Raw genomic sequence first — 26,645 nt, forward strand, 5'->3', positions numbered from 1 at the left:
CGGTCAGTAGTCGGTCGAGACGCTGAGCGCGCGCCACTTCTCCAGCTCGTCGAGGCGTTGCCGGTCCGTCGCCGCGATGGCGTTCACGGCGTCGCTGCCGAGCGCGATCCGCAGCGGCGGGCTGTCCATGTCGACGAGCTCCAGCAGGAGTGCAGCGGCTTTCGCCGGATCGCCCGGCTGGCGGCCATCGTAATCGCGCTGCATCCTGACGGCCGCGCCAACGACGGCATCGTACTCCGCCCGCCCTTCGCCGGTCGCATGCGCGGCCTGCGCAAAGCCCGTGCGGAAGCCGCCGGGTTCGACGATCGTCACGTGCACGCCGATCAACGCCATCTCGCGTGCCAGCGATTCCGAAAAGCCCTCGATGCCCCATTTCGCGGCCGAATAGGCCGCGCGTGCGGGAGCTCCGATCCGTCCGCCGACGGATGAGAATTGCACGATATGCCCGCGGCGCTGCCGGCGCAGCACGGGGATCGCCGCCTTGGTGACGATGATGGTGCCGAGCAGATTGACCTCGATCTGTTGACGGAACGAGGCCAGGCTCGTGTCCTCGACCGATCCGAGATCGCCATAGCCGGCATTGTTCACGACCACATCGACGCCGCCGAATGCCTCCACGGCCAGGCCGATGGCCGCTTGCGCGGCCGCCTCGTCAGTCACGTCGAGCGTTGCGAGCCGCAGCCGCTCGCCAAAGCGCTCGCTCAACAGTTCGAGCGGCCTCGTGTCCCGAGCCGTAGCAACCACCCGGTCGCCCGACGCAAGCACGGCTTCCGTGATGGCGCGTCCGAGCCCGCGCGAGCTGCCGCTGATGAACCAGATCTTTGACACGGTGGGCTCCTGACCGCTCAAGGCGCAAGCCGGGTGAATACGTAATCGCGGCCCTTGGCGCGGGCGTCGTGACAGGCGAAGCAGGTGCGGTGCTGTGCCTCGTCGACCGGCTTGCCATTGATGAAGCGGCCGAATCCCCAGCCGCCGGTGGACGCATATTTCCCGGAATCCTTGACCATCACCTGCACCGTGGTGGCCGCGCCGGGGATCGTTGCGGATGCGAATTCCGGCGACTGTTTCCGTTTCCAGGCGCGCTTGACCAGAATGGTCCCATCCGGGAACGGAAGTTGTCCGGCCTGATAAGCATCGATCGCGGTCTGGTTGCCGACGACGGCGCGAAGCTCGTCGAGCGGTGCCGCCTCTTCGGCCGGCGCGATCAGCTCCCACTGCTTGTAACCCGCAGGAATCGTGACACCGAAGATCGGCGAGGCGTCTGCGGTATTGCCCTGCACCGGCCCCTCGGCGAGAGCGATCGAGACCAGGTAGGGCACGCAAGTCAGGAGAACGACGAGAAGGAGCGCGGCCAGCGTGATAGCCGTCGCATGAGAGCGCTTTTTCTTGTCAGGTTCGATGGACGTCATGACGTTCCTTCATGTGGGATCGCGGCATAGCCTCGGTCCAGCCGCGCTGGACCGAGGCATCGAATGAACGCTCAGGCGCCGTCGGCGTCGATGACGGCCTTGGCGAAGGCTTGCGGTGCCTCCTGCGGCAGATTGTGGCCGATGCCGCCGGTGATCAGGCGGAAGTCGTACCGGCCTGAGAACTTCTTGGCATAGGCGCTGGGGTCGGGATGCGGCGCACCGTTGGCGTCGCCTTCCATGGTGATCGTCGGGACGCTGATCACCGGAGTTGCAGCGAGCTTCTTTTCGAGCTCCTCGTATTTGGCTTCGCCCTGGGCGAGCCCGAGCCGCCAGCGGTAGTTGTGGATCGTGATGGCGACATGATCCTTGTTGTCCAGCGCCGCCGCACTCCGGTTAAAGGTCGCGTCGTCGAACTTCCATTGCGGCGAGGCGAGCTTCCAGATCAGTTTCGCGAAATCATGCGTGTACTTCTCGTATCCGGCGCGGCCGCGCTCGGTCGCGAAATAGAACTGGTACCACCATTGCAGCTCGGCCGACGGCGGCAGCGGCGCGTTGCCTGCGGCCTGGCTGGAGATCAGATAGCCGCTGACCGACACCAGCGCACGGCAGCGATCCGGCCATAACGCAGCGATGATATCGGCGGTGCGCGCGCCCCAGTCGAAGCCGGCGATGACAGCCTTCTTGATGTCGAGCTTGTCCATCAGCGCGATGATATCGACGGCCATGGCCGCGGGCTCGCCGTTGCGCGGCGTCTCGCTGGAGAGGAAGTGTGTGGTGCCGTAGCCGCGCAGGTAGGGGATGATGACGCGATAGCCGGCCTTTGCCAGGATCGGCGCGACATCGGCGAAGGCGTGAATGTCGTAAGGCCAGCCGTGCAGCAGGATCGCCACGGGACCGTTCGACGGGCCGGCCTCGGCATAACCGACATTGAGAGCGCCGGCGTCGATCTGCTTGATCGGACCGAACGACGCATTCGATGCGGACGACTTCGGCGCGTCCGTTTCGGCACGGGCGAGGTCGATCACGCCGAGACCGACGGCGACGGTTCCCGCGGCGACGCCGAAAAATTTGCGGCGGTGCTCGTCGATGATCTGTTTCATGGTGGTGCTACCTTGTTGATGGTTGGTGATGTCCGTCAGATCAGCGCGACCGTGACGTCGATATTGCCGCGGACGGCCTTGGAATAGGGGCAGGTCTGGTGCGCCTCATCGACGATGCCGCGCGCGATCTCGCGATCGAGGCCCGGCAAGCTGACGTTGAGGCGCGCGCTGAGGGCGTAAGTGCCATCATCGAGAAGAAGGTCGATTTCCGCATCGATCGCGCTGTTTCTCGGAAGCACGATTTTCCGCTTGCGCGCGGCCATCTCCATGGCGCCTTCGAAGCAGGCCGACCAGCCGGCCGCGAACAATTGCTCGGGATTGGTGCCGATGCCCGCGCCGCCCGGCGGCGACAATTTGACATCCAGGCGGCCGTCGGAGCTGCGCGATATGCCGTCCTGTCGTCCACCGCTGGTGTGGGTCTTGCCCGTGTAAAGCAGTTTTGCCGCTTGCGTCATGAAGGTCTCCTTGCCGTCACGCAACCGACTAGCAGCGGCGGCGGCGGGACACCCGTTTGGACTTGTGAGAAGTTGTGAGGCCCCGGCGCGCAGCCCCGCCACGAGGCCTGCATCAGCGGTCTGATGCCGATGCAGGTGCGGCCTTGCCGGATTGCGATCATCTGGCTATCCGGTCGGTTTGAAAGGACCAAGATTTCGCCATGACCGAGCTGGCCGGCACCGCAACGGGAACCCTATCGTTCGGGCCATTCACCGTGACATCGCATGAAAGGCTCGTGATGCGCGACGGCGTCGCGCTGCCGCTCGGCGCGAAGGCCTTCGACACGCTGATTGCACTGATGTCGCGGCCGAACGAGGTCGTCAGCAAATGGGATCTGATGGCGCTGGTGTGGCCCGGCCTGACCGTCGAGGAAGCCAATCTGCGCTTTCACGTCGCAGCCCTGCGCAAGGCGCTCGGCGACGGCAAGGACGGCGCCCGCTACATCACCACGCTGTCCGGCCGCGGCTATTGCTTCGTGGCGCCGATCTCCAAGGCGGAAATCGCGACCGAGCGGCGTCCCGCGCAGCGAACGGAACTACCGCCCGTCAAACTGCCGAACCGGCTGCAACGGATGGTCGGGCGCGACGATGCGGTCGCCGCCGTCTCCGACAAGCTCATCGGTTCGCGCTTCGTCACGATCGTCGGCCCAGGCGGCGTCGGCAAGACCGCCGTTGCGGTGGCAATCGCGCACGACCTGCTCGAGACTTTCTCCGACGCCGCACATTTCGTCGACCTCGCCGCGCTCAGCGATCCCGATCTCGTGATCACCTCGATCCTGCTGATGCTGGGCTTGCCGGCGCAGACCGACGATCCCCTGTCTGCACTGCTCGCGCATCTCGGCGACAAGCGGATGCTGCTGATCCTCGACAATTGCGAGCACGTCATCGCCGCCGCGGCGCCGCTGGCAGCCGAAATCTTTCACGCCGCGCCGCATGTCCATATCCTCGCCACGAGCCGCGAAGCCCTGCGCGTCGAGGGCGAGCAGGTCTACCGGTTGGCGCCGCTTGCCGTTCCGCCTGACAATCCCGGGCTGACCGCGGCTGCCGCACAAACCTATCCCGCGCTTCAGCTCTTCCTCGAACGTGCCATGGCTGGCGGTGCGCAGATCGCGCTCGACGATGCAAATGCCGCGATCGTCGCCGGGATCTGCCGCAAGCTCGACGGCATGGCGCTGGCGATCGAGCTCGCCGCCGGCCGGGTCGAAGCCTACGGCCTGGAGCAGACGGCCGCACTTCTCGACGAACGCCTCAATCTGCTCTGGCAGGGCCAGCGCACCGCGCCGCCGCGGCAGAAGACGTTGCAAGCGACGCTGGACTGGAGCTACGGGCTCCTGTCCGACACCGAGCGCCTCGTGCTGCGCCGGCTTGCCGTCTTCGCCGGTCACTTCACCATCGACGCCGCGCTCGAAATCGTGCCGGACGAGCGCGTCGACCGCTCGCGCCTGTTCGATGCCATCGACAGCCTGGTCGCCAAGTCGATGGTCGCGCCGCGACCGGTCGGCGCCATGATGCGCTACCGTCTGCTCGACACGACGCGCGCCTATCTGCTCGAGATCGAGCCGAACGAAACCGCGCTCGCCGCCCGCCACGCAACCTACTACCGGCGATGGCTGGAGCAGGCCGGCACGACATGGGCGACGGTGCCGAGCGCCGACGAACGCGCGATCCATTTCTCCGCGCTTCACAACGTGCGCGCCTCCTTGGACTGGTGTTTTGGCGCGAACGGCGATGTCGGCATCGGCATTGCGCTCGCCGCCGCGGCGGCTCCGATCTTTCTCGCGATGTCATTGCTGATCGAATGCCGGCGCTGGTCGGAACGGGCGCTGCTTGCGATCGATCCGACCTCGCGCGGCAGCGCCGAGGAAATGCACATCCAGGCCGCCCTTGGATTGACCTTGATGTTCACGCGTGGCGGCAGCGAAGCTGCGCGTGCCGCCCTGAGCCGGAGCCTGGCGATCGCCGAGGCGCGCGGCGACGCGCCGAACCAGCTCCAGCTGCTCGGCCGCATGCACATCTTCCACGAGCGAATGGGACAGTTCGACGCCGCGCTCGGTTATGCGCAGCAGAGCCTCACGGTCGCCGAGACGCTCGGCGATGCCGCCGCCATCGCCCTCGCCCATTCGCTGCTGGGTGTCTCCTTGCATCTGGCGGGCGAGCATCGCGACGCACTGAGCATGCTGGAGGCCGCCTGGCACGGGCCGGGCACGGAGCGGATCAGCACGGTCCACGGCTTTGATCACCGCAACCGGGCCGGCATCTCGCTCGCGCGCGAGCTTTGGTTGCAGGGCCGGCCGGCGGATGCGCGGCAACTGGCGCGGCAGACGGTCAGCGAGGCCGCGCAGATGGACCATCCGATCACGCTCTGCATCGCGCTGATCTGGGCGGTCTCGATCGATCTCTGGAGCGGGGATCTCGACGGCGCGGAACAGAACCTCGACCGCTTCATCGCACATGCCGAAACGCGCTCGATGGGCCCTTATCTCGCGGTCGGCCGCGGCGTCAAAGGCGAGCTGGCGATCCGGCGCGGCGACGCCGCAGGCGGCATCGAGACGATACGGGCCTGTCTGCGCGAGCTCCACGACGCCGGCTACGAGCTGCTCACCACGACGTTCAACATCGCACTCGTGCATGGCTTGCTGGCGCTCGGGCAGATCGAGCGGAGTGCGCGCCTAATCGACGACGCGATCGGCCTCGTCGAGCAGGGCGGGGATCATCTCTACATGCCCGAGCTGCTGCGCATGAAGGGCAATGTGTTGCTGTCACTGCCGCAGCCTGACACCGATGAGGCCGAGAACCACTTCAGGCGATCGCTCGACCTGAGCCGCCGCACCGATGCGAAAGCCTGGGAGTTGCGAGCGGCGATCGATCTCGCGAAACTGATCGCCGGGCGCGGCCAGCGTGCGGACGCGAAGAGGTTGCTTCGATCGGCGCTCGCAGGTTTCTCCGACGGCTCACAGACCTCGGATATCGGGATCGCAAACAAGTTGTTGGCGACACTCTAGGAAGCGCACCGGCGGCCAGGCGCGGGCCGAACCGGTATCTCGATGTTCGAGGTTTGTGCCGCGTGGCCCTGCGACATCCTCTCTCGTTGCAACTCCCAGGAAATGGACTAGCATCAACCACTGCGAGCATTTTATCGCATGTTGAACCTATTCAATTGATTGTCTTTAGCACGTCCATTTCAATCATCCGGAGCCACGACAATGGCAGGGTCCAGCCTCGAGGATACACTGGCCGCGATTGGCTATGTCAAAGTGATTGTCACAATGAAGGACAGGGCGGCGGCCGCCGCCACGTCCGAGACCGCGATGCAGGATCATTTCATCGCGCCGGACACTGCCCAGACACAGAGTCTCGTGGCGGCGGCGACGCGCTCCGCTGGCCGCCAGATCAGACGAGCGGAGAGCCTGGCCGAGCGCCGCGTGCGCATCTACCCCAACCTTGGACTCGCGGTCGGCAGCGTGGATGCCAGCGGCCTCGTTTCGCTCCAGGCTGATCCGCAAGTGGGCAAGGTCGACAAGGCTCCGGAGATCAGCCTGATCAAGCCGGTCGAAGCCCGTCCAATCAAGACCGGAGTCGGTCCGACCTGGGGCGTCAAGCGCTTGAACGTGGAACGCCTTTGGCAGGCAGGATTCACCGGCCAAGGCGTGGTGGTTGGTCACCTCGATACCGGCGTCGACGGCAAGCATCCGGCATTGGCCGGAGCCATCAAGAAGTTTGCCGAGTTCGACCTGGCGGGAGATCAGGTTCCGAACGCACCGGCCCGCGACAGCGGCGTGCACGGCACTCACACCGCGGGCACGATCGTCGGCCGGCCGGTCAGCAAGGGGCGCTTCGGCGTCGCACCAGATGCCCAGCTCGCGAGCGCGATGGTGATCGAGGGCGGGCAGGTGATCGAACGCATCCTGGCCGGCATGGACTGGGTGATCGGCGAAGGCGCCCGAGTCCTGAGCATGTCGCTCGGACTGCGCGGCTTCACACCGGCATTCCAGAGTGTGATCGATGCCTTGCGCGCCGCCAACGTTCTGCCGGTCATTGCGTCCGGCAATGAAGGCCCCCGGACCAGCCGCTCGCCGGGCAATTACGCGAACGTGTTGTCGATCGGCGCGATCGACGTGCACGACGTCGTGCCTGATTTCTCCAGCAGCCAGAGCTTCAATCGGGCGATCAACCCATTGTGCCCGGTGATCGTCGCACCGGGGGTCGCGATCACGTCCTGCGTTCCCGGCAAGAAGTACGAGACCATGAATGGGACGTCGATGGCGACGCCCCACGTCGCGGGTCTTGCAGCCCTTCTGCTGCAAGCCAGGCCGACCGCAACGGCGGACCAGCTCGAAGCCGCCATCATCGGATCCTGCGCACGCCCCGAGGCGATGGAAGAGGCCCGCGCGAACCATGGGGTGCCCGATGCCGTCAGGGCTTACGAGCTCCTGACCGGATCGCAGCTTCCCGCCACGCAGGTGAGCGTCGCGCCCCGGCGGCGCACGCCCGCGAAAAAGCGTTCTGCGAGGGGGCGCTCGTCGTCGCATCCACCGCGCAGCGTCGCCAAGAAGATGGCACGCCGGCCGAAGGTTGCCGCATCGCGGCGCGCCGCGCGCAAGAAGAGCCCTTCGAAGCGCCGTCCCGCCTGACTCCACGGCAATTCTTGTTGCGGCCAGCTAAAAGCCGGCCGCAATAAGCGCTATATTGGCCAGGCCGTCAGGGATTCCCGCACAGGAGCCGGCCATGACCGACAAGACAAAGCCTTCGCCCGAATGGGAAGGTAAGGCTGTCGTCAATCGATTGCGCCAGGCCACCAAGCCCGGCCAGCCTTCGTCAGTTCAGGTGTTCCTGAACGATGACGTTGCCGCGAGCGACCTGCCGGAGAAGGCAAGGGAAATCGTCACTGACATGAGCGCCAGCCTCGATCTGCCGGCCAATGCGATCAAGCTCGGCAAGGTGTTTCGCTTGGCCAAGTCGTTCTCGGTGTCGACCGACGTGCCCGACGTCTTCGATGCCCTCGCAAGGCATGGCGACGTCAAGAGCATCCTGGAATCGGTACAGCCGGATATCCTGCCCAAGCCGACGCGCGAAAAAGGCGACTGACCCGATCGCGGTCTACGATCCCGTCGGGGTGCCCTGCTTCCACTGGCCGCCGGCGATCTTCGCCGCGGCAATCACCGCCTGCGTGCGGCTCTCGACGCCGAGCTTTTGCAGGATCGCCGAGACATGCGCCTTGATGGTGGCTTCGGAGACGCCGAGCTCGTAGGCGATCTGCTTGTTGAGCAGCCCTTCCGACAGCATCATCAAGACCCGGACCTGTTGCGGCGTCAGCGTCACCAGGCGGTCGCGCAGGCGCGTCATGTCGGGATCGGCGGCAGCCGATAGATCGGTGTCGGTGGGAACCCAGACGTCCCCCTCCATCACCTTGAGGATCGCGTCGCGCAAGGTCTCGACGCCGAATCGCTTCGGGATGAAGCCGGAGGCGCCGAAATCGAGCGAGCGGCGAATCGTGGCGCTGTCGTCGGAGGCCGAGACGATCACCACCGGGATGGCCGGGTACTGCGCGCGCAGATAGATCAGCCCGGAAAAGCCGGAGATCCCGGGCATCGAGAGGTCGAGCAGGACCAGATCGACGTCGGATGTCTGTTCCAGCAGCTTGGTGAGATCCTCGAACGATCCGGCCTCGTCGATCCTGGCCGAGGTCAGGACGCCCGCCACCGCTTGCCGCAACGCGTCGCGGAACAGTGGATGGTCATCGGCAATGACGAGATGGGTCGAAGGAGCGCTCATCGTTCTCTTGCTGGCATTCACACCGGGCCAGTAGGCCGGCCCGGGGCCTTGGTCAATTCTTTCCCGACCGGCCGTGGCATGCAAGTGGGCATTATCCCTTTGCGGGAACGGGGTTAACCCATGGTCGAGCGCGATCCTGCCGGATTGAAAGGTCCGCGGCGTCAGGTGCGCGTCAGTGCGCAAGGCCGAAAGTCGTATTGGGGCGGGTTTCACGCCGATGTTACCTTGGAGCCAAGACCTGGGTTGATCCGGCATGACCGGATATCCGGGGCGCGAGGAAACGCATTTCGGGGAGCGACTCAACATGTCGACAATGGCTGTGTCTCAGGCGGGCGCGGGAGGAATGACGAAGGACGAACGGTTCGTCATTCTCGCCTCCTCGCTCGGTACCGTCTTCGAGTGGTACGACTTCTACCTCTACGGTTCGCTGGCCGGCATCATCGGCGCGCAGTTCTTCTCGGCCTATCCGCCGGCAACCCGCGACATCTTCGCGCTGCTGGCCTTCGCCGCGGGCTTCCTCGTCCGTCCGTTCGGGGCCATCGTGTTCGGCCGCGTCGGCGACATCGTCGGCCGCAAATACACCTTCCTCGTCACCATCCTGATCATGGGTCTGTCGACCTTCATCGTCGGCCTGCTGCCGAACGCTGCGACGATCGGCATCGCGGCCCCGATCATCCTGATCGCGCTGCGCCTCGCCCAGGGCCTGGCGCTCGGCGGTGAATATGGCGGTGCGGCGACCTATGTCGCGGAGCACGCGCCGAACGGCAAGCGCGGCTACTACACCTCGTTCATTCAGACGACCGCCACGCTCGGCCTGTTCCTGTCGCTGTTGGTGATCCTGTTCACCCGCAGTGCGATCGGCGAGGCCGATTTCGCGGCCTGGGGCTGGCGCATCCCGTTCCTGGTCTCGGTGCTGCTGCTCGGTATCTCGGTCTGGATCCGGCTCCGCCTCAACGAATCCCCGATCTTCCAGAAAATGAAGGACGAGGGGAAGAGCTCGAAGGCGCCGCTGACGGAAGCCTTCGGCAACTGGCAGAACGGCAAGCTCGTTCTGCTCGCGCTGCTCGGCGGCGTGATGGGCCAGGGCGTGGTCTGGTACACCGGCCAGTTCTACGCGCTGTTCTTCCTACAATCGATCCTGAAGGTCGACGGCTATACCGCCAACCTCCTGATCGCCTGGTCGCTGCTGCTCGGCACCGGCTTCTTCATCGTGTTCGGCGTGCTGTCCGACAAGATCGGCCGCAAGCCGATCATCCTCGGCGGCTGTCTGATCGCGGCGCTGACCTTCTTCCCGATCTTCAAGATGATCACCACCAACGCCAACCCGGCGCTGGAAAAGGCGATCGAGTCGGTCAAGGTCGACGTCGTGGCGGATCCCGCGGGTTGCGGCGACCTGTTCAACCCGGTCGGCACCCGCGTCTTCAGCGCGCCTTGCGACACCGCACGCGCCTTCCTGTCGGGCGCGTCGGTCAGGTACTCGACCGTGCCCGGCCCGGCCGGCTCCGGCGTGAAGGTGGTGGTCAACGGCAAGGACATCGCCTATGCCAACGCCAAGGACGGCAATCCCGCGCTGCTCGCCGCCGTGCAGGCAGCCGGCTATCCGAAGCCGGGCGACGCGGGCATCGTGAAGATGTCGCATCCGTTCGACATCTTCCGTCCGCAGGTGGCCGCGACTGTCGGGCTGCTGTTCATCCTGGTGATCTTCGTCACCATGGTGTACGGCCCGATCGCCGCGATGCTGGTCGAACTGTTCCCGACCCGCATCCGCTACACCTCAATGTCGCTGCCCTACCACATCGGTAACGGCTGGTTCGGCGGCCTGCTGCCCGCGACCGCGTTCGCGATCGTGGCTTCCACAGGCGATATCTATGCGGGTCTCTGGTATCCGGTCATCTTCGCATCGATTACCGTCGTGATCGGCTTCTTCTTCCTGCCCGAGACCAAGGACGTCGACATCAAGGCGACCTGATCGACAGCAGCGATCGACAATACGAACCGGCCGCGGTCTCCGCGGCCGGTTTTGCTTTCAGCCCTTACTGGTTTTCAGCCCTTACTGATTGCTGCCGATGAATTGCAGCACCACTTCGCGCCGGTGCGGGCGGGCGCGATGCTCGATCAGGTAGATCGCCTGCCAGGTGCCGAGCGCGAGCTTGCCGTTCAGGACCGGGACCTGAAGCGAGGTCTGCGTCAGCATGGTCTTGACGTGCGCCGGCATGTCGTCCGGTCCCTCGGTGTCGTGGGTCCAGCCGGCGTTCTCGGGCGCGAGCCGCGACAGTGCCGTGGTGAGATCGACCAGCACGGACGGATCGGCGTTCTCCTGGATCGTCAGCGAAGCCGAGGTGTGCCGGATGAACAGCGTCAGCGCGCCATCGCGCGCCTGAACCTCATTGATGAACTTCGCGACTTCGCTGGTGAGATCGGTGAAGCCGCGGCCGGGGGTCTGCACGGTCAGCAGTGACGATGCGACGGTGGTGACTTGCACCGACGTTGGCGCCGAGCGCGTGACGGATTTGCCTGATGTCATCAAATGTCTCGATTGATCGAACACTGCCGTAGGGTGGGCAAAGGCGCGCAGCGACGTGCCACGTCTTCTTACGTCGCGGTGGAAACATGGTGGGCACGGCGTCAGAACGCCTTTGCCCACCCTACGGCAGCTCAACGCATGGATAGCCCGAAGGGATCCTCAAATCTTCCCCGAGACGTCCTTCTGCACGCGGTTGGCCATGTCGATCAGCCGGCGCCAGGCCTTTTCCAGGAACGACATCACCCGATCGACATCCTGGTCGCTGGGCAGCGGAATCTCGATCTTGCGGTCCCCCTCGGCGACCTTCGGGTCCTTCTTGAGCGGATCGGATTTCGGCAGCGCCTCGTCGATCTTGCCGGATACGGTCGGCCCCGCCGCGATCTGCCCCTTCAGCTTCTCGACTTCGGCCTGGAGCCGGCCGATCTCGGCGTCGAGCGCGGTGCGTTCGTCGGGCACCGCGTAACAGGCCCAGCCGGCGCCGTTCTTGCTGCAGGTCGATACCGTGCCGGTGCGGGTGTCGAGCCGCAGCACGCCTTCGGGGATGGGCGTCATGCTGTAGCGGCCGTTTTCGCTGTCGGGCGCGGACTGTGCGGCAACGAGGCCGCCGCCGATGGTTATCACCGCGGCGAATACCGCCGCTGCAAGCCATGATGCTGTGGATGAATTTGCTGGTCTCATCGCGCTCTCCGCCATGGCGCTTCTGCGGCTTCTCTTCAATTCTACACCCGGGCGAGGCGATCTGCCGCCCAAAACGCGCCACCGATATCAACGATCGCGGCAATCCCTTTGATCCCGCCGGCAGGACGAAATGGTGGTCGCATTCGCCGATCATGAAGAGAGCTGCTGCGGTGCGGCGTCACGCTGTGTGCAGCGTTGCCGCGCGCGCCAATATCATCAAATAAATCAGATAGATAATAGAACGCGACGCAATCGTGACTTGGCTTGACTTGATTATGGGCCATCAGTATGGTCCGCGCGGCTTTTGAGGGTGGCGGGCGTAATTTCCATTCAGCCGCGGCGTTTCGGGTCTTCGTTGCATGACACAGGGCACGGGGCACGGCGAGAATGGGGATCGCGATAGATCGTCCGAGGAAGCTGCGCTTTCCGAACGGCTCGGGAATCTTGATCAGCGGTTGTCCGAATTCCGGGACCGACGAATCAAGACCGAGCAACCCGCAGGTGACGGTGAAGACAGAGCGGCCAGAGCCTCGGCGATGGCGCTTGGTTTCCGGTTATCCTCCGAGTTGGTCGCCGGGGTCGTTGTCGGAGCGGGGATTGGCTGGGGTTTCGACCGCTTGCTGTCGACGTCGCCTTTCGGATTTATCGTGTTCCTGCTGCTGGGCTTCGTGGCCGGCGTGGTGAATGTGGTGAGAACGGCAGGCGCGGGTCAGAACAGGCGCGGTGGTTCTTAAGCGGTCCGCACCAACAGAGGAATGATCGTGCCGGCCATGCCGGCACGGGCCGGCCCGGCCGGCAGACCGAGACCCGCCGGCATTGCCCGGCAGACCAAGAGATGCCGCGCTGATGAAAATCGATCCGATCCACCAGTTCAACATCGAGCCTCTCTTCACGATCGGCCATATCGGCAATCAGACGATCGCCTTTACCAATTCATCGCTCTACATGCTGGTGGCGGTCGCGATCATCTCGATCCTGATGCTCGCCAGCGGCACGCAGCTGGTTCCCGGGCGCCTCCAGTCGGTCGCCGAAATCTCCTACGAGTTCGTGGCATCGACCATCCGCTCGACGGCCGGCGCGGAAGGCATGAAGTTCTTCCCGCTGATCTTCTCGCTGTTCATGTTCATCTGCGTCTCGAACCTGGTCGGCATCATCCCCTACACGTTCACGATCTCGAGCCATCTGATCGTGACGGCGGCACTCGCGCTCCTGGTCTTCTTCACCGTCCTGATCTACGGCGTCGCCAAGAACGGCCTGAAATTCTTCTCGATCTTCGTGCCCCACGGCGTCCCCGGCTACATCCTGCCGCTGGTGATGTTCATCGAGATTCTGTCGTTCTTCCTGCGGCCGGTCTCCCACAGCGTCCGTCTGTTCGCCAACATGCTGGCCGGCCACATCGCACTGAAGGTGTTCGCGGGCTTCGTCGCCATGCTCGGCTTCTCGCTCGGCGCCCTCGGCTGGGTCGGCGGCGTGCTGCCGCTGGCGCTCACGGTCGCACTGTACGCTCTCGAGATTCTGGTCGCGTTCCTGCAGGCCTATGTGTTTGCGATCCTGACCTGCATCTACCTGAACGACGCCATTCATCCGGGACACTGAGCGGTCCGGGGAATTTCCACCCACAACCCAATCTTTCTTCCAAGGAGTCTAAAATGGATCCGGCAGCAGCAAAACTTATCGGCGCGGGCATCGCATGCATCGGCATGGGCGGCGCGGGCGTCGGCGTGGGCGTGATCTTCGGCAACTACCTTGCCGCAGCCGTGCGCAACCCGTCGGCCGCTCAGGGCCAGTTCGGTAACCTGATCTTCGGCTTCGCCGTGACCGAAGCTCTCGGCATCTTCTCGCTTCTGATCGCGCTGCTGCTGCTGTTCGTTCCGCTCTGAGGACGACGTTCTTCGCGCCGCTTCGACCGAAGCGGCGCGCATGACTGCAACAGGAGTAATCCATGGCTGAAAGTCATGGCGGGGCGAAAAGTCCGGCGGCGGGCGCCCACACCGGGGCCGAAGGCGGTCACGGTGGCGGTTTTCCGCCGTTCGAGAGCAGCACCTACGCTTCACAGCTGGTGTGGCTCGCGATTTTCTTCGTCGCGCTTTACGTGATCGTGTCCAAGCTTGCTCTGCCGCGTGTCGGCGGTGCGATCGAGGCGCGTCAGAACAAGATCGAGGGCGACCTCGCCGAAGCGCAGAAGCTGAAGGACCAGTCCGACGCGGCGCTGAAGGCCTATGAAACCGAGCTCGCTTCGGCGCGCGCGCGGGCACAGGCGATCGGCAACGAATCCCGCGACAAGGCGAATGCGCAGGCGGAAGCCGAGCGCAAGGCGCTGGAAGAACAATTGGCGGCCAAGCTCGCCGGGGCGGAGAAGACCATCGCCTCGACCCGTGCCGCCGCCATGAGCAACGTCCGCGGTATCGCGGCCGATGCGGCAGGCCAGATCGTGCAGCAGCTCGCCGGCATCGCGCCTGACGCCGCGTCGGTCAATGCCGCCGTCGATGCGTCCTTGAAGGGTTAGTCGATATGTTCTTCGATCCTGAAACCTGGGTCGCCATCGCCTTCGTGATCCTGATGGTCCTGTTCGGCTATCTCGGCGTGTTCAAGTCGGCGATGACCGCTCTGGATCATCGCGCGGCCCGTATCAAGGCCGAGCTCGACGACGCCACACGCCTCAAGCAGGAAGCTGCCAAGGTGCTGGCCGACTACAAGGCGCGCAGTGCCACGGCCGAGCGCGAGGCTGCCGACATCATCGCCAACGCCAAGTCCGAAGCCGAGCGCATCGCGACCGAAGCCAAGGCGAAGATGGAAGACTTCGTCGCCCGCCGCACCAAGACCGCGGAGAGCAAGATCGCGCTCGCCGAGGCCCAGGCGGTGGCAGATGTCCGCGCCGCAGCCGCGGAAGCCGCCGTCCAGGCCGCCTCCACGATCCTGTCGCAGTCGGTCAAGGGCCAGGTCGCCGACGACCTGCTCGCCAAGGGCATCAACGAGGTTCGGCAGAAGCTGAACTGAGGGGCTTTGCCTTCACCAATCAAAAAGCCGGCGCGCGAGCGCCGGCTTTTTTGTTTGACGGTGTCTGTAGCAACACGCCGGATGTCATCACCCGGGAAGGCGGGTGATCCAGTACGCCGCGGCATCTCGATTCTGGCCTCGCTGTCTCGGAATACTGAATTGCCCGCCTGCCGCCTACGCTAAAGCTTCGGCGCCCCTAGACCTCAAACCCCGGCGAAGCCTTGGCGTAGACGGGTCGCGGGCAATGACAGTTGAGATTGCCGCGAGATCTTGCCCTACTTCTTCTTCTTTGCCTTCGGCTCGGGCGAGAGCGCCTGCGGGTCGAAGCCGACATAGAAGATGTAGGAATCGGCGACCTTGGCCGAAGGCATCGGATAGGCCAGATCCTCGGCAATGAAGGTGAAGGGCACGCTGCCGCCCTCCGACATCTCGACCGTGGTCCGGTAGGCCTTCGAGGCGATCACCTTCTCGCCGACGCCACCCTGCACCACGGCAATGCGCAAGGGCACCTCGACGGTCGCAGGCGCACCCGCGGGACCGGCGATGACACGGCCCTGGATGCCGATCCGGGCGGTGATATCGCCGCCATTTCGGGCACATTCACGCGCCATCTTGGTGATCGTGGCCTGGAAGCGGATCTCATTGCCGACGGCCGGCTTGCCGGCGGCGCCGACCGCGTAGGTCGAAGCCCCGGCACGCACCGTGACCTGCGGACAATCGACCTCGTCATCGGCCGCCGGCTGGCCGGGCGCGGGCGCCGGCTTGGGCTGGGCCGGCTCGTCGGACTTGCCGCCGAACAGGCTCTTGAAGCGGTCGCTCAGGGACTGGGCCGCGACCGGCGAGACGGCGGCGAGCGCAACCGACAACGCCAGCGCGATCCCCGTTCCCCGCCGCAACGCATTCCGCGATGACCGAAGCTTCTTCACCATCAACGCCCATACTCCATGACCATCTTCCGGCCGATCGCCGGCCGGGCCTCGCGCGTTATATCGTCAAAATCGGCGAACCCAAGGCAGGCAAGCAAGGCAGTCCAATGAGACTTTGGGCTCAGGCATGAGGGCTCAGCCGCGGAAATCCTCGTGCAGCAGGCCGAACAGCAGGTGGTCCTGCCAGACCCCGTTGATGCAGAGATAGCGGCGCGCCAGGCCCTCGCGGGAGAAGCCGCACTTCTCCAGCACCCGGATCGACGGCGCATTGGTGGGGATGCAGGCGGCCTCGACCCGATGCAGATTGAGCTCGCCGAACAGCGTCGGCAGCAGCACCCGCAGTGCCGCCGTCATGTAGCCGCGATGGGCATGAGGCTTGCCGACCCAATAGCCGATGGTGCCGGCCTGGACGATGCCGCGGCGGACATTGGCGAGCGTGATGCCGCCGACCATGGCGCCGTCGAGCTCACGGAAGATCAGGAAGGGATAGGAGCGGTCCGCAGCGATGTCCTCGGAATAGCGCCGCAGGCGGCGGCGGAAGCCGGACCGGGTCAAGTCATCCGACGGCCAGATCGGCTCCCAGGGCGTCAGGTAATCGCGGCTGGACTCGCGCAAATGTGCCCACTGGATGAAGTCCGACATCTGCGGCGCGCGCAGCAACAGGCCGTTGCCGCGCGGCGCGAGGGCGGCGGGTCCACTGGATGGCAGGCGAAACAGGGCCATGGTGATGCTTCCCGGGGCAGATCAGCCCGTGCGCCGCTCCTAATGCAGCCGCGCCTTGGCACGTGCCCGGGTCAATCCTTCCGCAAAAGACACCGCCGTGTCCAGACCCCTGCCACTGCCCAATGCGACAACTGCAGGGCGGCTCCGCGAAAGCAGCGCACGCGCGGCATCCCGGGTCGATTCGACGCTGACGGCGTCGATCCGGGCCACCAGTTCCTCGACCGTCTGCGGCCGGCCATAGGCCAGCACATGCCGGGCCAGCTGCTCGGCGCGGGACGAGCAGCTCTCCAGCGCCATCAGGAGGCCCGCCTTCATCTGCGCCTTGGCCCGCGCGATCTCGGCCTCGGTCAGCGTCTCCACCGAATCATTCATGATGTCGACCACGACCTCCATCATCTCCGGCGCGTCGGCAGGATCGGTGCCGGTGTAGAGGCCGAAGAAGCCCGTGTCGGTATAGGGCGCGTGGAACGAGTAGATGGAGTAGCAGAGGCCGCGCTTCTCGCGCACCTCCTGGAACAGCCGTGACGACATCCCGCCGCCGAGGATGTTGGTGAAGACCTGGAGCGAGAACAACGACAGATCGCTCTGCGGCACGCCTTCCAGCGCCAGCGTCAGATGCGCCTGCTCGAGCTCGCGATGCACCACCTTGGCGCCGCCTTTGCCGAACTGGGCGGCTTGCGGCTTCGGACCCGGCGTCCCCTCGAAGCTCGCGAAGCGCTTCTCGACCTCGGCGACGACCTGTTTATGATTGACCGCGCCGGCTGCCGCCACCACCATGTCGGGGCCGCGATAATGCGTCGACAGATAACCGCGCAGCATGTCGCGGTTGAAGGCACGCAAGGTCTTGGCGGTGCCGAGCAGCGAGCGGCCCATCGGCTGGTCGGGATAGCAGAGCTCGTTGAGATGCTCGAACACGACGTCGTCGGGCGTGTCCTGCGCGGCGCCGATCTCCTGCACGATGACGTTCTTCTCGCGCTCGAGCTCGTCGGGCTCGAAAGCGGGATTGGCGAGGATGTCGGCGAGCACGTCGAGCGCGAGCGGCACGTCGGCCTTCAGCACCCGCGCATAATAGGACGTGGTCTCGGTCGAGGTGCCGGCATTGAGGTCGCCGCCGACCGCCTCGATCTCCTCGACGATCTCGCGCGAGGAGCGCTTGGTCGTGCCCTTGAACGCCATGTGCTCGAGCAGATGCGAGATGCCGTGCTCGTTCGGCTTCTCGTCGCGCCCGCCAACGCCGGCCCAGACGCCGAGCGCCGCGGTCTCGAGATGGGGCATCTCGTCGGTGACGACGGTCAGGCCGGAGGCAAGCTTGGACATCTCGACACTCATCCGGCAACTCCCTGTTTTGCGGCCCGGCTGACCGACAGCACGAACCGCTCGACCTCGGCCTGATCGTTCTTCATCACCTTCATGTGTTCGGATTTGGTCATGAGACCGTCGAGCCAGGCGGGCAATTGCGGCCGCTGGCCGCAGGCTGCCTCGACCGCATCGGGGAATTTGGCCGGATGAGCGGTGGAGAGCACGATGCTGGGCACCGTCGTGTCAGTGGTGTCGCGGTCGGCGACAGCAAGCGCGACCGCGGTATGGGGATCGACCAGCTCGCCCGCCTCGCGCCAGGCGGCGCGGATAGCGGCTGCGGTTTCGGTCTCGTCGGCCCGGCCGGCGTCGAATTCTTCACGGATTGCGGCCAGCATCGCGTCAGGCAACACGAAGCGCCCCGACTGCTTCAGCGAGTCCATCAGTCGGCGCACGCCGGCCGCATCGCGCCGGCCGGCCTCGAACAGCAGCCGCTCGAAATTCGATGAGATCTGGATGTCCATCGATGGCGACGCGGTGGCGTGCACCTCGCGCACCTCGTAGATCCCGGTCTTGAGCGTGCGCGCCAGGATGTCGTTGACGTTGGCGGCGATGCGCAGCGTGCGCACCGGCAGCCCCATGCGCTTGGCGACATAGCCGGCAAAGATGTCGCCGAAATTTCCGGTCGGCACGACGAAATCCACCGTGCGCGCCGGCGCACCGGCGGCGACGGCGGAGGTGAAGTAGTAGACCACCTGGGCGACGATGCGCGCCCAGTTGATGGAGTTGACGCCGGAGAGCGAGGTCGCATCGCGGAAGCGATGGTTGTTGAACATCCCCTTCACGAGCGCCTGGCAGTCGTCGAAATTGCCCTCGATGGCGAGCGCATGGACGTTGGCCGCGCCCGTGGTCGTCATCATCCGCTGCTGCACCTCGGAGATGCGGCCGTGCGGGAACAGCACGATGAGATCGACATTCTCCAGGCCCGCGAACGCGTCGACCGCGGCGCCACCGGTGTCGCCGGAGGTCGCGACCACGATGGTGGTGCGCTGGCCGCGCTTGGCGAGCACGTGGTCCATCAGCCGCGAGATCAGCTGCATCGCCACGTCCTTGAAGGCGAGCGTCGGGCCGTGGAACAGCTCCAGCACGAATTGATGCGGCGTCATCTGGCGCAGCGGCACCACCGCCGGATGGCGGAAGGTGGCATAGGCCTCGTTCGCCATGCGGCCGAGCTCGGCATCCGAAATCTCGCCGCCGGCGAACGGACGGATCACGTCGACCGCGACCTCCCAATAGGGGCGGCCGAAGAAGCCAGCGATGGCCTCGGTCGAGAGCTGCGGCCAGGTCACCGGCACATACAGGCCGCCGTCCCGGGCAAGCCCGGTCAGCATCACGTCGCAGAAGCCGAGTTCTGGGGCCTCGCCCCGGGTCGAAATATAGCGAGTCAAACTGCCCTCCAAAGGCCGACCGGCCTTGAGCCAGATCCATAAGCCTTTGATTTCATGAAACTACTTGTTAACAGCCAGAGGCGTTGGGCCACCATAAAGTGTTTTGCGGCATCGGGAAACCGCTTCCCGCCTGTGCCTCGCTCAACGAAAAAGGGCTGCGGCGATGCCGCAGCCCTTCTCTTGGAAGGTCTGTCGTTGATATGTGCAGACCGGTTTGCCTCGTGCGGGTTGCCGGCCCGCCAAAACTGTCGGCCAAGTTCTCGGCGCCCGTCACGAAATCGTCAAGAGCTAAAACGGCGGGGGCAAGAAAATGTTCCTATTTTTCCCGGCACGGTTCGAGCTTCGCAGAGGCGTCCCCGCGAGCGCTCGCGCGCCATTGCTGCTTTTTCCCGAAATTTCGGATAGTTCAGGAACGAATATCACGCCGGCCCATTGTGTCGGCGGATGGTGTCGGCGCTGTCCATGCATTGCCCGGCTACGCGCCGAGACCCGATCCGCCCGGCCGGACCGGCTGCAACCTGGAGCAGCCGGTTCGGTGCCGGGCCGCCGGTGCCCGCGGGCCGCCAGCGCCCCCGGGCGTCAGCTCATCCCGATTTCCACCGCGATCCGGATCAGGTCGGAATGGTTCTTGGCGCCGAGCTTCTGCTTGAGCAGGGACGTGGTGTTGGCGACCGTCTTGTAGGAGATGCCGAGCGCCTCGGCGACCTCGACGATCTTGTCGCCACGGCCGAGCAGGCGGAGAATTTCGAGCTCCCGCGGCGTCATCTGCGAGGCCGGATTGGCCTTGATCGCCGCACCGGAGAACGTGACCGCCTCCGCGAGCTGCGGCGAGATGAAATTGTCGCCGGCGACCACCTTGCGCACAGCCTTGAGCAGAATCCGGGGATCGTCTCCCTTTGAGACATAGCCCTGCGCGCCCAGCTCGACCGCCCGTACCACGAAGGCCGGATCGTCGTTCATGCTGAACATGATGATCTTGGCATCAGGGTCGTCCTTGCGGATCCGCCGCATCAGCTCGAAGCCGGAGACGTCGGGCAGGCTGATGTCGATGACGGTGACGTCGGGCCGCTTGCTGATATAGGCACGATGCCCGGATTTGGCGTCGGTCGCCTCGTCGATACGGATCGAGTGGTCGGACGCGAAAAGGGTGCGGCATCCTGACAGCACCACGGGATGGTCGTCGACGATCAGAACTCGGGTCGCCGGTTTGGCGGTATCTTGCATCGCGCGCTCTCTTGTTTTTCGACTCATAGACCGCCGGGAACAAATGGAAAGAGCAAATCCCGCCATTGCGCGTTAGAATTGACCTAATGTGGCAGCGGCTCTCATTCAGAACACAATTGTTTCTCCCGCTCGGTTTGAGCTTCCTTGCCGCGCTGGTCATGGGCGGCGTGCTGCTCCAGACCTTCGCGGCAGGGCAGCTTGCCGACGAGAATGAGCCGGGCCGACGCTCGACCCGGACGGTCGCCGAGGCGCTCAACAACAGCCTGAAGGCCTCGGACGACCCGCGCAAGATACTCGATGCATTTGTCCATTCTTTGGACAGCTCCTCGGATATTCAATTCCGTTCAGTGGAAGCAGGTCCCGCCCCCTCTCCAAAGGATAGCCGGCGTGATCTGCATGGCGTGCCGCATTGGTTCGTGGACCTGATCGCCATCCCGGAGATGGACGCGGCATCTCCCGTCATCATCGACGGCAGGCGCGTCGGCGACATCGTGTTCATGCCGGACCTGTCAGCCGATCTGTTCGAGAAATGGGTCGGCTTCCTGGCGCTGACGAGCCTCATCGCCGTGCTGATGATGCTGACCGGGACCATTGCCTATCTCTTTGCGGGATCGGTGCTGCGTCCCCTGCAAGATCTCGGCGCAGGCCTCACGCGAATCCGGCGCGGCGATTATGCAACGCCTATCCCGGTCGCAGGACCGCAGGAGATCCGGCAGAGCTGCGAGGAAGCCAATGCGCTGGCGATGACGCTCGCGCAATTGAGTCAGGATAATCGCGACCTGCTGCACCGCCTGGTGTCGCTCCAGGACGACGAGCGGCGCGATCTCGCGCGCGAGCTGCACGACGAGCTCGGACCGCTATTGTTCGGCATCCGTGCCAGCACGATCGCGCTGAGCGACGCCTTGCCGGCGGGAAATCTCGGCAATTCGGCGCAGGAGGTGATGCGATCGGTCGAGGCGCTCCAGCAGACCAACCGTCGCATCCTCGACCGGCTGCGGCCGCTCTACATCGAGGAATTGGGGCTCGAGACCAGCGTGCAGACGCTGCTCCAGAACTTTCGCAGACAGGCGCCGCATATCAGCCTGACGGCCGCGATCGATCCTGGTCTGAACGAGATCGACCGACCGCTGGCCCAGACCGTCTATCGCCTGATCCAGGAGGCGCTGACCAACGTGCTGCGCCACGCCGGGGCGAACAATGCCCATGTGCTGGCGACCATGGCCGGCGAGGTGCTCACGATTGAAATCTCCGACGACGGCGGCGGCTTTCCCGCCGACAACGTCTTCGGCCGCGGCCTGACGGGCATGCACGAGCGCGTGCGCGCGCTCAGCGGATCGCTGTCACTGCTGCGCGCCGACCAGCGCACCTATGTACGCTGTCGCCTGCCGGTCGAGACGGCGGGAGACGCGCCCGCGGCCGGCTAGCACGCACCATCGGCATGCGGGGTCTGCTCCGCCGGCTCGCACATGGTGCTGTAGATCTTGCCTTCGGCACTGAAGCGAAACGAGGCGTGGATACGCAGCGAGCCCGCGACGGAATATTCGAGATCGATGCCGTGCGGCACTGGATTGATCTCCTCCAGACCGAAGCCTGCCGACGAGAAGGTGCTGAGCCGCGGTCCCCAATAGGTTTCGAGCTCGTGCCGTCCGCGATAATGCCGCTTACCGTTGCACATGCATTCGACGCGGGCGTCGTCCGCATAGAGATCGAGTAGCGTCGCGAGGTCGCCCTTCCGGCAGGCGTCCACCCAGTCGACGACAATTCCCATCTGGTCGAAATCGCTCACACCAAAATCCTGTCTGCCGCGAAAATTTGCGTGCGGCTTAGGACCACCCTCGTGAATATGTCCTGAATAATAAACCCCGGGCGATACCGGGTTCCTCCGGGAACCTACGGAAATTTTCAGGCTGGACGCCGTCCCCTCGCCCAGACCCCGAATGCGATCAGCACCGCGCCGGCGAGCGCGAACCAGGTGATGGCGTATTGCAGATGATCGTCCTTCAGATGCACGTCGAGCGGGCCGGGACGCGGAATGCCGTTCTCGGGCACCGGCCGCTCCAGGTCGATGTAGAACGGCGCGACCGTGCCCCAGCCGAGCGCCCGGGACATGGCGAGATGATCGCGGGTGAACCACAGCCGTTTGTCACGCTCAGCGTCAGGCATCAGCACGCTGGCTGTTTCGGGGAAACGGACGTAGCCGGTCAACATCGCCGGCTTGTTGGTAATGAGTCGCGCGACCGCCCGATCCTGCAGGGCGCGGTCCTGTTGGGTGTTCGGCACGAAGCCCGCGTTGACCGCGACCATATCGCCGCCAGGCAGCCGTGCGGGAAGGAAAGCCCAGGTGCCGGGGCCGGAAATGTCGGAGCGGATGGCGGAGCCGGAACTGTAGACCATCGCATCCAGACGGGACTCGTAGGTCGCCGTAAATGTGACCCGACGGAATTCGTCCCGCTCCGGCGTCAGCGTGCTCCATTGCGACGGCGGCGGCAACGCAACAGGTGCCGCCGCGAGACGCTCGGTCAATGCGGCGATCAACTGATGTTTCGCGACGCGGCGCTGCAATTGCCAGACGCCGAGCGCGACCAAGACGGCGGCCAGGAAAAGCGTGAACAGCGCGAAGCCGGCCACGCGGGGCTTGCGCGCGGTCTCGTTCATTTCGCGCGGTCGACCAGCCGGCCCGGCGCCGCCTTGTGGTGGAATTGCAGCGCGATCAGCAGCGACTTCATCGCGCGCAGCGGCAAGAGCGTGGTCGCGAGGATCAGCGGCAGCCACAGCGCGGCATGCAGCCAGTACGGCGGCTGGTATTTGACCTCGACGATCAGCGCGCACGCAACGACGATCCCGCCGGCCAGCATGATGATGAAGATCGCAGGACCGTCGCCGGTGTCGATGAAGGCATAGTCGAGGCCGCAGCGGTCGCAGCTGGGCGCGAGTGTCAGGAAGCCCGCATAGAGCTTGCCCTGGCCGCAGCGCGGGCACTTGCAGGCAAGCCCGCGCATCGCGCTTTGCAGGACGGTCGTCTCGGGCTCGGATGGGCCGGCGGTATCGTTCATGATGACGAACTCTAGAGCATTATCGGTTCTGATTGAATCAGAACCGAAGCTCCAGATTCTTGTTTTGACGCGTTTTCTTCACGCGAACCGGTATCCACTTCGCTCGAAAACGCTCGATCACAGTTTCCGCCGAAGCTTCCGGCGGCCCAAAAGCGAAAGGGCGGCCCTGCGGCCGCCCTTTCTGATCGGTCCAATGCGGCTCAGTGCGCGCCGTGGGCCATGGTCTCGGCGCCGTGTCCCCACACATAGATGCAGAGGAACAGGAACAGCCAGACCACGTCGACGAAGTGCCAGTACCAGGCGGCGAACTCGAAGCCGAGGTGCTGTGTCGGGGTGAAGTGGCCGGCATAGGCGCGGAACAGGCAGACCAGCAGGAAGATGGTGCCGACCAGCACATGGAAACCGTGGAAGCCGGTCGCCATGAAGAAGGTCGCGCCATAGACGTTGCCGCCGAACGAGAACGCCGCGTGGCTATACTCATAGGCCTGCACGCAGGTGAAGAGCGCGCCCAGGATGACCGTGAGGATCAGCCCGTACTTCAGACCCTTGCGGTCGCCTTCCAGCAGCGCGTGGTGCGCCCAGGTCACCGTGGTGCCGGAGGTGAGCAGTATCAGCGTGTTCAGGAGCGGCAGATGCCAGGGATCGAAGGTCTCGATGCCATGCGGCGGCCAGGTGCCGGGCACGGCGCAGGCGCCAGCCGCGGTGCCGAGACCGCAGCCAAACACGGCGTCGCGCGTGGCGTGGACGGCGTCGGCCGGGAACAGCGCCGCGTTGAAATAGGCCCAGAACCAGGCGACGAAGAACATCACCTCGGAGGCGATGAACAGGATCATGCCGTAGCGGTGATGCAGCTGCACGACGCGGGTGTGATCGCCCTTGTACTGAGCTTCCTTGATCACATCGGCCCACCAGCTCGCCATGGTGTAGATCACGCCGATGGTGCCGGCACCGAAGATGATCGGCGCGGCCGAGAACATGTGGTGCATCCAGGTGATCGCACCGACCGCCATGACAAAGGCCGAGATAGAGCCGACGACGGGCCACGGGGAGGGATCCACCAGGTGGTAGTCGTGATGCTTGGTGTGCGCCGTTGCCATTTGCGGTCTCTCTCCTCAATCCCGTGCCTGTCCGGCACTTATCCCCTTGTGTCCAACCCCCGCGGCACGAGCCCGGCGGTCAGAGATTTCCCTTGCGTTTGTCGTCTTCGCCCGACGCCAGCGGCTTCACCACGGGATCGCGCACCGGATAGAACGTGTAGGACAACGTGATCGTGTTCAGTCCGTCGTTCTCGTGATCGTCGGCGATCGACGGATCGACGTAGAACACGACCGGCATCTCGCGCTTCTCGCCCGGCGCCATGGTCTGTTCGGTGAAGCAGAAGCAGTTGATCTTCTGGAAGTAGGAGCCGACCGTCAGGGGCGCGACGTTGTAGGCCGCCTGGCCCGCGGTGGTGCGCGCAGCCTGGTTGGTCACGGTGTAAAAGACGGTCACGACCTGGCCGATATTGACCTCGATCTCGCTCTGCTCCGGCTCGAACTTCCAGGGCAGGCCGGGCGCGACGTTGGAATCGAAGCGCACCGCGATCTTGCGGGCGATCGGGCCGGTGGCGGGCGCCGACGTCGCAACCTGCGTCGTGCCGTTGAAGCCGGTGGCGCGGCAGAACCAGTTGTAGAACGGCACCGCCGCGTAGGAGGCACCGACCATCAGCGCCACCACGCCGCCGCAGATCGAGGCGACCAGCACGTCGCGGCCAAGACCCTTGGAAGGCCCCCGCCCCTGTCTGGCTGTCCGGCTCTGATCCCGCGATATGGTGGGCTCTCGATCCATGTTTCCTACATCGGCCGGACGAGGACTGCCGGTCCCTTGACGATGGTGACGGCGAAGAACAGCACCACGAGCACGCCGAGCGCGAGCGCGATCGCGATCGAGCGCTGGCGGCGGCTCTTCTTCTGCGCCTCCGTGAGGACGATTCCATTCATCTCAGGTTTGTCGGCCATTCCAGCGATCATGCGCCCCCTACCATCGGAGCAAGTGCCCGGAACACAACCTCGGCCAGCAGGGTCGCAAACAGCGCGAACAGATAAAGGATGGAGAAGGCGAACAGCTTGCGGGTCGCGCGCAGCGATTGGCTGCGCTCACGGCGCATATAGACGTTGATCGCGAGCACAAGCATGCCGGCGCCGAGGATCAGTGAGACGATGCCGTAGATGGCGTCGAAATAGCCGAGCGCCCACGGGGCGGCGGCGACCGCGATCAGCACGATGGTGTAGAGCAGGATCTGAAGCCGCGTCGCGTCGGGACCGGCGACGTTGGGCAGCATCGGAATGCCGGCACGCGCATAGTCGTCGGAGCGGAACAGCGCCAGCGCCCAGAAGTGCGGCGGGGTCCAGAAGAAGATGATGGCGAACAGCAGCAGCGGCTCGACGTCGACGGTGCCCGTCACCGCGGCCCACGCCACGACCGGCGGCAGCGCGCCGGCGGCGCCGCCGATCACGATGTTCTGTGCGGTCCGGCGCTTCAGGATCATCGTGTAGATCACGACGTAGAAGAAGATGGTGAAGGCGAGGAGCGCGCCCGCGATCCAGTTGACGAGGATGCCGAGCGTCATCACCGAGAAGAAGGCGAGCGTCATGCCGAACGCCATCGCCTCGGGACGGGTGATGCGGCCGCGCGGAATCGGCCGGTTTGCCGTGCGCGACATCTTGGCGTCGATATCGCCTTCGAGCGCCATGTTGAGCGCTCCGGAAGCACCGGCACCGACCGCGATGCAGAGCAGCGAGGTGATGGCCAGCACCGGGTGGAAATGCCCGGGCGCCATCGCCAGTCCGACCAGCGCGGTGAAGATCACCAGCGACATCACCCGCGGCTTGAGCAGCGCAATGTAGTCGCCCACCTCCGCTTCGGAGATGCGGGGATCGATGTCGATGGCGTTGTGGTCGAGGACGGACACTAGTTTTGACTCGCTTCGCTAAAGAGCCGCGGCGCCCGTCACGGGCGCCGC

The 26,645-nt window shown here is 65.0% G+C and carries 30 protein-coding genes; 10 read left to right on the plus strand and 20 right to left on the minus strand.

Annotated elements, in window-relative coordinates:
• Positions 1-3: 3 nt before the first annotated feature.
• The 4 genes from QJT78_RS04295 to QJT78_RS04310 form a co-directional block, all read right to left on the minus strand.
• A complete protein-coding gene (locus QJT78_RS04295) occupies positions 4-828 on the minus strand; it encodes an SDR family NAD(P)-dependent oxidoreductase (protein WP_038975464.1) in 825 nt (274 codons plus the stop codon).
• Between the two features lie 17 nt (positions 829-845).
• Positions 846-1,409: a cytochrome P460 family protein gene (locus QJT78_RS04300; protein ID WP_028148700.1), complete on the minus strand. Its 564-nt coding sequence runs from the start codon at positions 1,407-1,409 to the stop codon at positions 846-848.
• A 71-nt stretch (positions 1,410-1,480) separates the two neighbouring features.
• On the minus strand, positions 1,481-2,509 hold the full coding sequence (locus tag QJT78_RS04305) for an alpha/beta hydrolase (protein ID WP_028148701.1): 1,029 nt from the start codon (positions 2,507-2,509) through the stop codon (positions 1,481-1,483).
• A gap of 35 nt (positions 2,510-2,544) precedes the next feature.
• Entirely contained in the window at positions 2,545-2,964 is a 420-nt protein-coding gene (locus tag QJT78_RS04310; protein WP_028148702.1) for an organic hydroperoxide resistance protein, read from the minus strand.
• Positions 2,965-3,164: 200 nt separating this feature from the next.
• Here QJT78_RS04310 and QJT78_RS04315 point away from each other — a divergent pair, with 200 nt between their 5' ends.
• The 3 genes from QJT78_RS04315 (at position 3,165) to QJT78_RS04325 (ending at position 8,088) form a co-directional block, all read left to right on the plus strand.
• Positions 3,165-6,005, plus strand: coding sequence for a winged helix-turn-helix domain-containing protein (locus tag QJT78_RS04315; protein ID WP_028148703.1), 2,841 nt, complete (start codon positions 3,165-3,167; stop codon positions 6,003-6,005).
• Positions 6,006-6,206: 201 nt separating this feature from the next.
• Entirely contained in the window at positions 6,207-7,634 is a 1,428-nt protein-coding gene (locus tag QJT78_RS04320) for a S8 family serine peptidase (RefSeq protein WP_028148704.1), read from the plus strand.
• A gap of 94 nt (positions 7,635-7,728) precedes the next feature.
• Positions 7,729-8,088, plus strand: coding sequence for a hypothetical protein (locus QJT78_RS04325; RefSeq protein WP_028148705.1), 360 nt, complete (start codon positions 7,729-7,731; stop codon positions 8,086-8,088).
• A 12-nt stretch (positions 8,089-8,100) separates the two neighbouring features.
• On the opposite strand, the gene QJT78_RS04330 is transcribed toward QJT78_RS04325, so the two are convergent.
• A complete protein-coding gene (locus tag QJT78_RS04330; RefSeq protein WP_014498490.1) occupies positions 8,101-8,775 on the minus strand; it encodes a response regulator transcription factor in 675 nt (224 codons plus the stop codon).
• 343 nt (positions 8,776-9,118) lie between these two features.
• On the opposite strand from QJT78_RS04330, the gene QJT78_RS04335 reads away from it, so the two are divergent.
• Positions 9,119-10,744 (plus strand): MFS transporter, encoded by a 1,626-nt coding sequence (locus tag QJT78_RS04335; RefSeq protein ID WP_193375908.1) that lies wholly within the window; start codon positions 9,119-9,121, stop codon positions 10,742-10,744.
• Positions 10,745-10,825: 81 nt separating this feature from the next.
• Here QJT78_RS04335 and QJT78_RS04340 read toward each other — a convergent pair whose 3' ends face one another.
• The 3 genes from QJT78_RS04340 to QJT78_RS04350 form a co-directional block, all read right to left on the minus strand.
• The gene (locus QJT78_RS04340; RefSeq protein ID WP_028148707.1) at positions 10,826-11,299 is read right to left on the minus strand and encodes a secondary thiamine-phosphate synthase enzyme YjbQ; all 474 of its coding nucleotides are present in this window, start codon (positions 11,297-11,299) and stop codon (positions 10,826-10,828) included.
• Between the two features lie 159 nt (positions 11,300-11,458).
• Entirely contained in the window at positions 11,459-11,977 is a 519-nt protein-coding gene (locus QJT78_RS04345; RefSeq protein ID WP_028148708.1) for a hypothetical protein, read from the minus strand.
• Positions 11,978-12,018: 41 nt separating this feature from the next.
• On the minus strand, positions 12,019-12,261 hold the full coding sequence (locus QJT78_RS04350; RefSeq protein WP_162136478.1) for a hypothetical protein: 243 nt from the start codon (positions 12,259-12,261) through the stop codon (positions 12,019-12,021).
• A gap of 75 nt (positions 12,262-12,336) precedes the next feature.
• Between QJT78_RS04350 and QJT78_RS04355 the strand changes: the two genes are divergently transcribed.
• From QJT78_RS04355 to QJT78_RS04375, 5 genes are all read left to right on the plus strand, one after another.
• Positions 12,337-12,711 carry an AtpZ/AtpI family protein gene (locus QJT78_RS04355; protein ID WP_028148709.1) on the plus strand — a complete coding sequence of 125 codons (375 nt, stop codon included), beginning with the start codon at positions 12,337-12,339 and terminating at the stop codon, positions 12,709-12,711.
• A 112-nt stretch (positions 12,712-12,823) separates the two neighbouring features.
• Positions 12,824-13,573 (plus strand): F0F1 ATP synthase subunit A, encoded by a 750-nt coding sequence (locus QJT78_RS04360; RefSeq protein ID WP_028148710.1) that lies wholly within the window; start codon positions 12,824-12,826, stop codon positions 13,571-13,573.
• Positions 13,574-13,626: 53 nt separating this feature from the next.
• Positions 13,627-13,857, plus strand: a complete 231-nt coding sequence (locus QJT78_RS04365) for a F0F1 ATP synthase subunit C (protein WP_007599451.1) — start codon at positions 13,627-13,629, stop codon at positions 13,855-13,857.
• Positions 13,858-13,919: 62 nt separating this feature from the next.
• The gene (locus QJT78_RS04370; RefSeq protein ID WP_028148711.1) at positions 13,920-14,483 is read left to right on the plus strand and encodes a F0F1 ATP synthase subunit B; all 564 of its coding nucleotides are present in this window, start codon (positions 13,920-13,922) and stop codon (positions 14,481-14,483) included.
• A gap of 5 nt (positions 14,484-14,488) precedes the next feature.
• Positions 14,489-14,974, plus strand: coding sequence for an ATP F0F1 synthase subunit B (locus tag QJT78_RS04375; protein ID WP_028148712.1), 486 nt, complete (start codon positions 14,489-14,491; stop codon positions 14,972-14,974).
• Positions 14,975-15,249: 275 nt separating this feature from the next.
• Here QJT78_RS04375 and QJT78_RS04380 read toward each other — a convergent pair whose 3' ends face one another.
• The 5 genes from QJT78_RS04380 to QJT78_RS04400 all read right to left on the minus strand — a co-directional run bounded on the left by QJT78_RS04380 (position 15,250) and on the right by QJT78_RS04400 (position 20,591).
• Positions 15,250-15,903 carry a hypothetical protein gene (locus tag QJT78_RS04380; RefSeq protein ID WP_028148713.1) on the minus strand — a complete coding sequence of 218 codons (654 nt, stop codon included), beginning with the start codon at positions 15,901-15,903 and terminating at the stop codon, positions 15,250-15,252.
• 132 nt (positions 15,904-16,035) lie between these two features.
• Positions 16,036-16,623, minus strand: coding sequence for a GNAT family protein (locus QJT78_RS04385; RefSeq protein WP_014498500.1), 588 nt, complete (start codon positions 16,621-16,623; stop codon positions 16,036-16,038).
• Between the two features lie 39 nt (positions 16,624-16,662).
• Complete coding sequence (locus tag QJT78_RS04390) at positions 16,663-17,952, minus strand: pitrilysin family protein (protein WP_028148714.1); 1,290 nt, start codon at positions 17,950-17,952, stop codon at positions 16,663-16,665.
• Positions 17,949-19,367, minus strand: coding sequence for a threonine synthase (gene thrC, locus QJT78_RS04395; protein ID WP_014498502.1), 1,419 nt, complete (start codon positions 19,365-19,367; stop codon positions 17,949-17,951). The genes QJT78_RS04390 and thrC overlap by 4 nt, the downstream gene beginning before the upstream one ends.
• 579 nt (positions 19,368-19,946) lie before the next feature.
• On the minus strand, positions 19,947-20,591 hold the full coding sequence (locus QJT78_RS04400; RefSeq protein ID WP_014498503.1) for a response regulator transcription factor: 645 nt from the start codon (positions 20,589-20,591) through the stop codon (positions 19,947-19,949).
• 86 nt (positions 20,592-20,677) lie between these two features.
• Here QJT78_RS04400 and QJT78_RS04405 point away from each other — a divergent pair, with 86 nt between their 5' ends.
• Complete coding sequence (locus QJT78_RS04405) at positions 20,678-22,015, plus strand: histidine kinase (RefSeq protein WP_038942218.1); 1,338 nt, start codon at positions 20,678-20,680, stop codon at positions 22,013-22,015.
• Here QJT78_RS04405 and QJT78_RS04410 read toward each other — a convergent pair.
• From QJT78_RS04410 to QJT78_RS04440, 7 genes are all read right to left on the minus strand, one after another.
• Complete coding sequence (locus QJT78_RS04410; protein ID WP_028151622.1) at positions 22,012-22,377, minus strand: nuclear transport factor 2 family protein; 366 nt, start codon at positions 22,375-22,377, stop codon at positions 22,012-22,014. The two genes, QJT78_RS04405 and QJT78_RS04410, sit on opposite strands and share 4 nt — an antisense overlap.
• Positions 22,378-22,493: 116 nt before the next feature.
• Positions 22,494-23,246: an SURF1 family cytochrome oxidase biogenesis protein gene (locus QJT78_RS04415; RefSeq protein WP_028151623.1), complete on the minus strand. Its 753-nt coding sequence runs from the start codon at positions 23,244-23,246 to the stop codon at positions 22,494-22,496.
• Positions 23,243-23,644 (minus strand): DUF983 domain-containing protein, encoded by a 402-nt coding sequence (locus QJT78_RS04420; RefSeq protein WP_028151624.1) that lies wholly within the window; start codon positions 23,642-23,644, stop codon positions 23,243-23,245. The genes QJT78_RS04415 and QJT78_RS04420 overlap by 4 nt, the downstream gene beginning before the upstream one ends.
• A gap of 200 nt (positions 23,645-23,844) precedes the next feature.
• Complete coding sequence (locus QJT78_RS04425; RefSeq protein WP_028151625.1) at positions 23,845-24,741, minus strand: cytochrome c oxidase subunit 3; 897 nt, start codon at positions 24,739-24,741, stop codon at positions 23,845-23,847.
• Positions 24,742-24,820: 79 nt separating this feature from the next.
• Positions 24,821-25,471: a cytochrome c oxidase assembly protein gene (locus QJT78_RS04430; RefSeq protein WP_028151626.1), complete on the minus strand. Its 651-nt coding sequence runs from the start codon at positions 25,469-25,471 to the stop codon at positions 24,821-24,823.
• Between the two features lie 5 nt (positions 25,472-25,476).
• Positions 25,477-25,653 (minus strand): hypothetical protein, encoded by a 177-nt coding sequence (locus tag QJT78_RS04435; protein WP_014498510.1) that lies wholly within the window; start codon positions 25,651-25,653, stop codon positions 25,477-25,479.
• The gene (locus tag QJT78_RS04440; RefSeq protein ID WP_028151627.1) at positions 25,650-26,594 is read right to left on the minus strand and encodes a heme o synthase; all 945 of its coding nucleotides are present in this window, start codon (positions 26,592-26,594) and stop codon (positions 25,650-25,652) included. The genes QJT78_RS04435 and QJT78_RS04440 overlap by 4 nt, the downstream gene beginning before the upstream one ends.
• Positions 26,595-26,645 lie beyond the last annotated feature (51 nt).

Origin of the sequence: Bradyrhizobium sp. Mp27 (genome assembly GCF_029953005.1) — a bacterium.
GTDB classification, from domain to species: Bacteria; Pseudomonadota; Alphaproteobacteria; order Rhizobiales; family Xanthobacteraceae; genus Bradyrhizobium; species Bradyrhizobium barranii.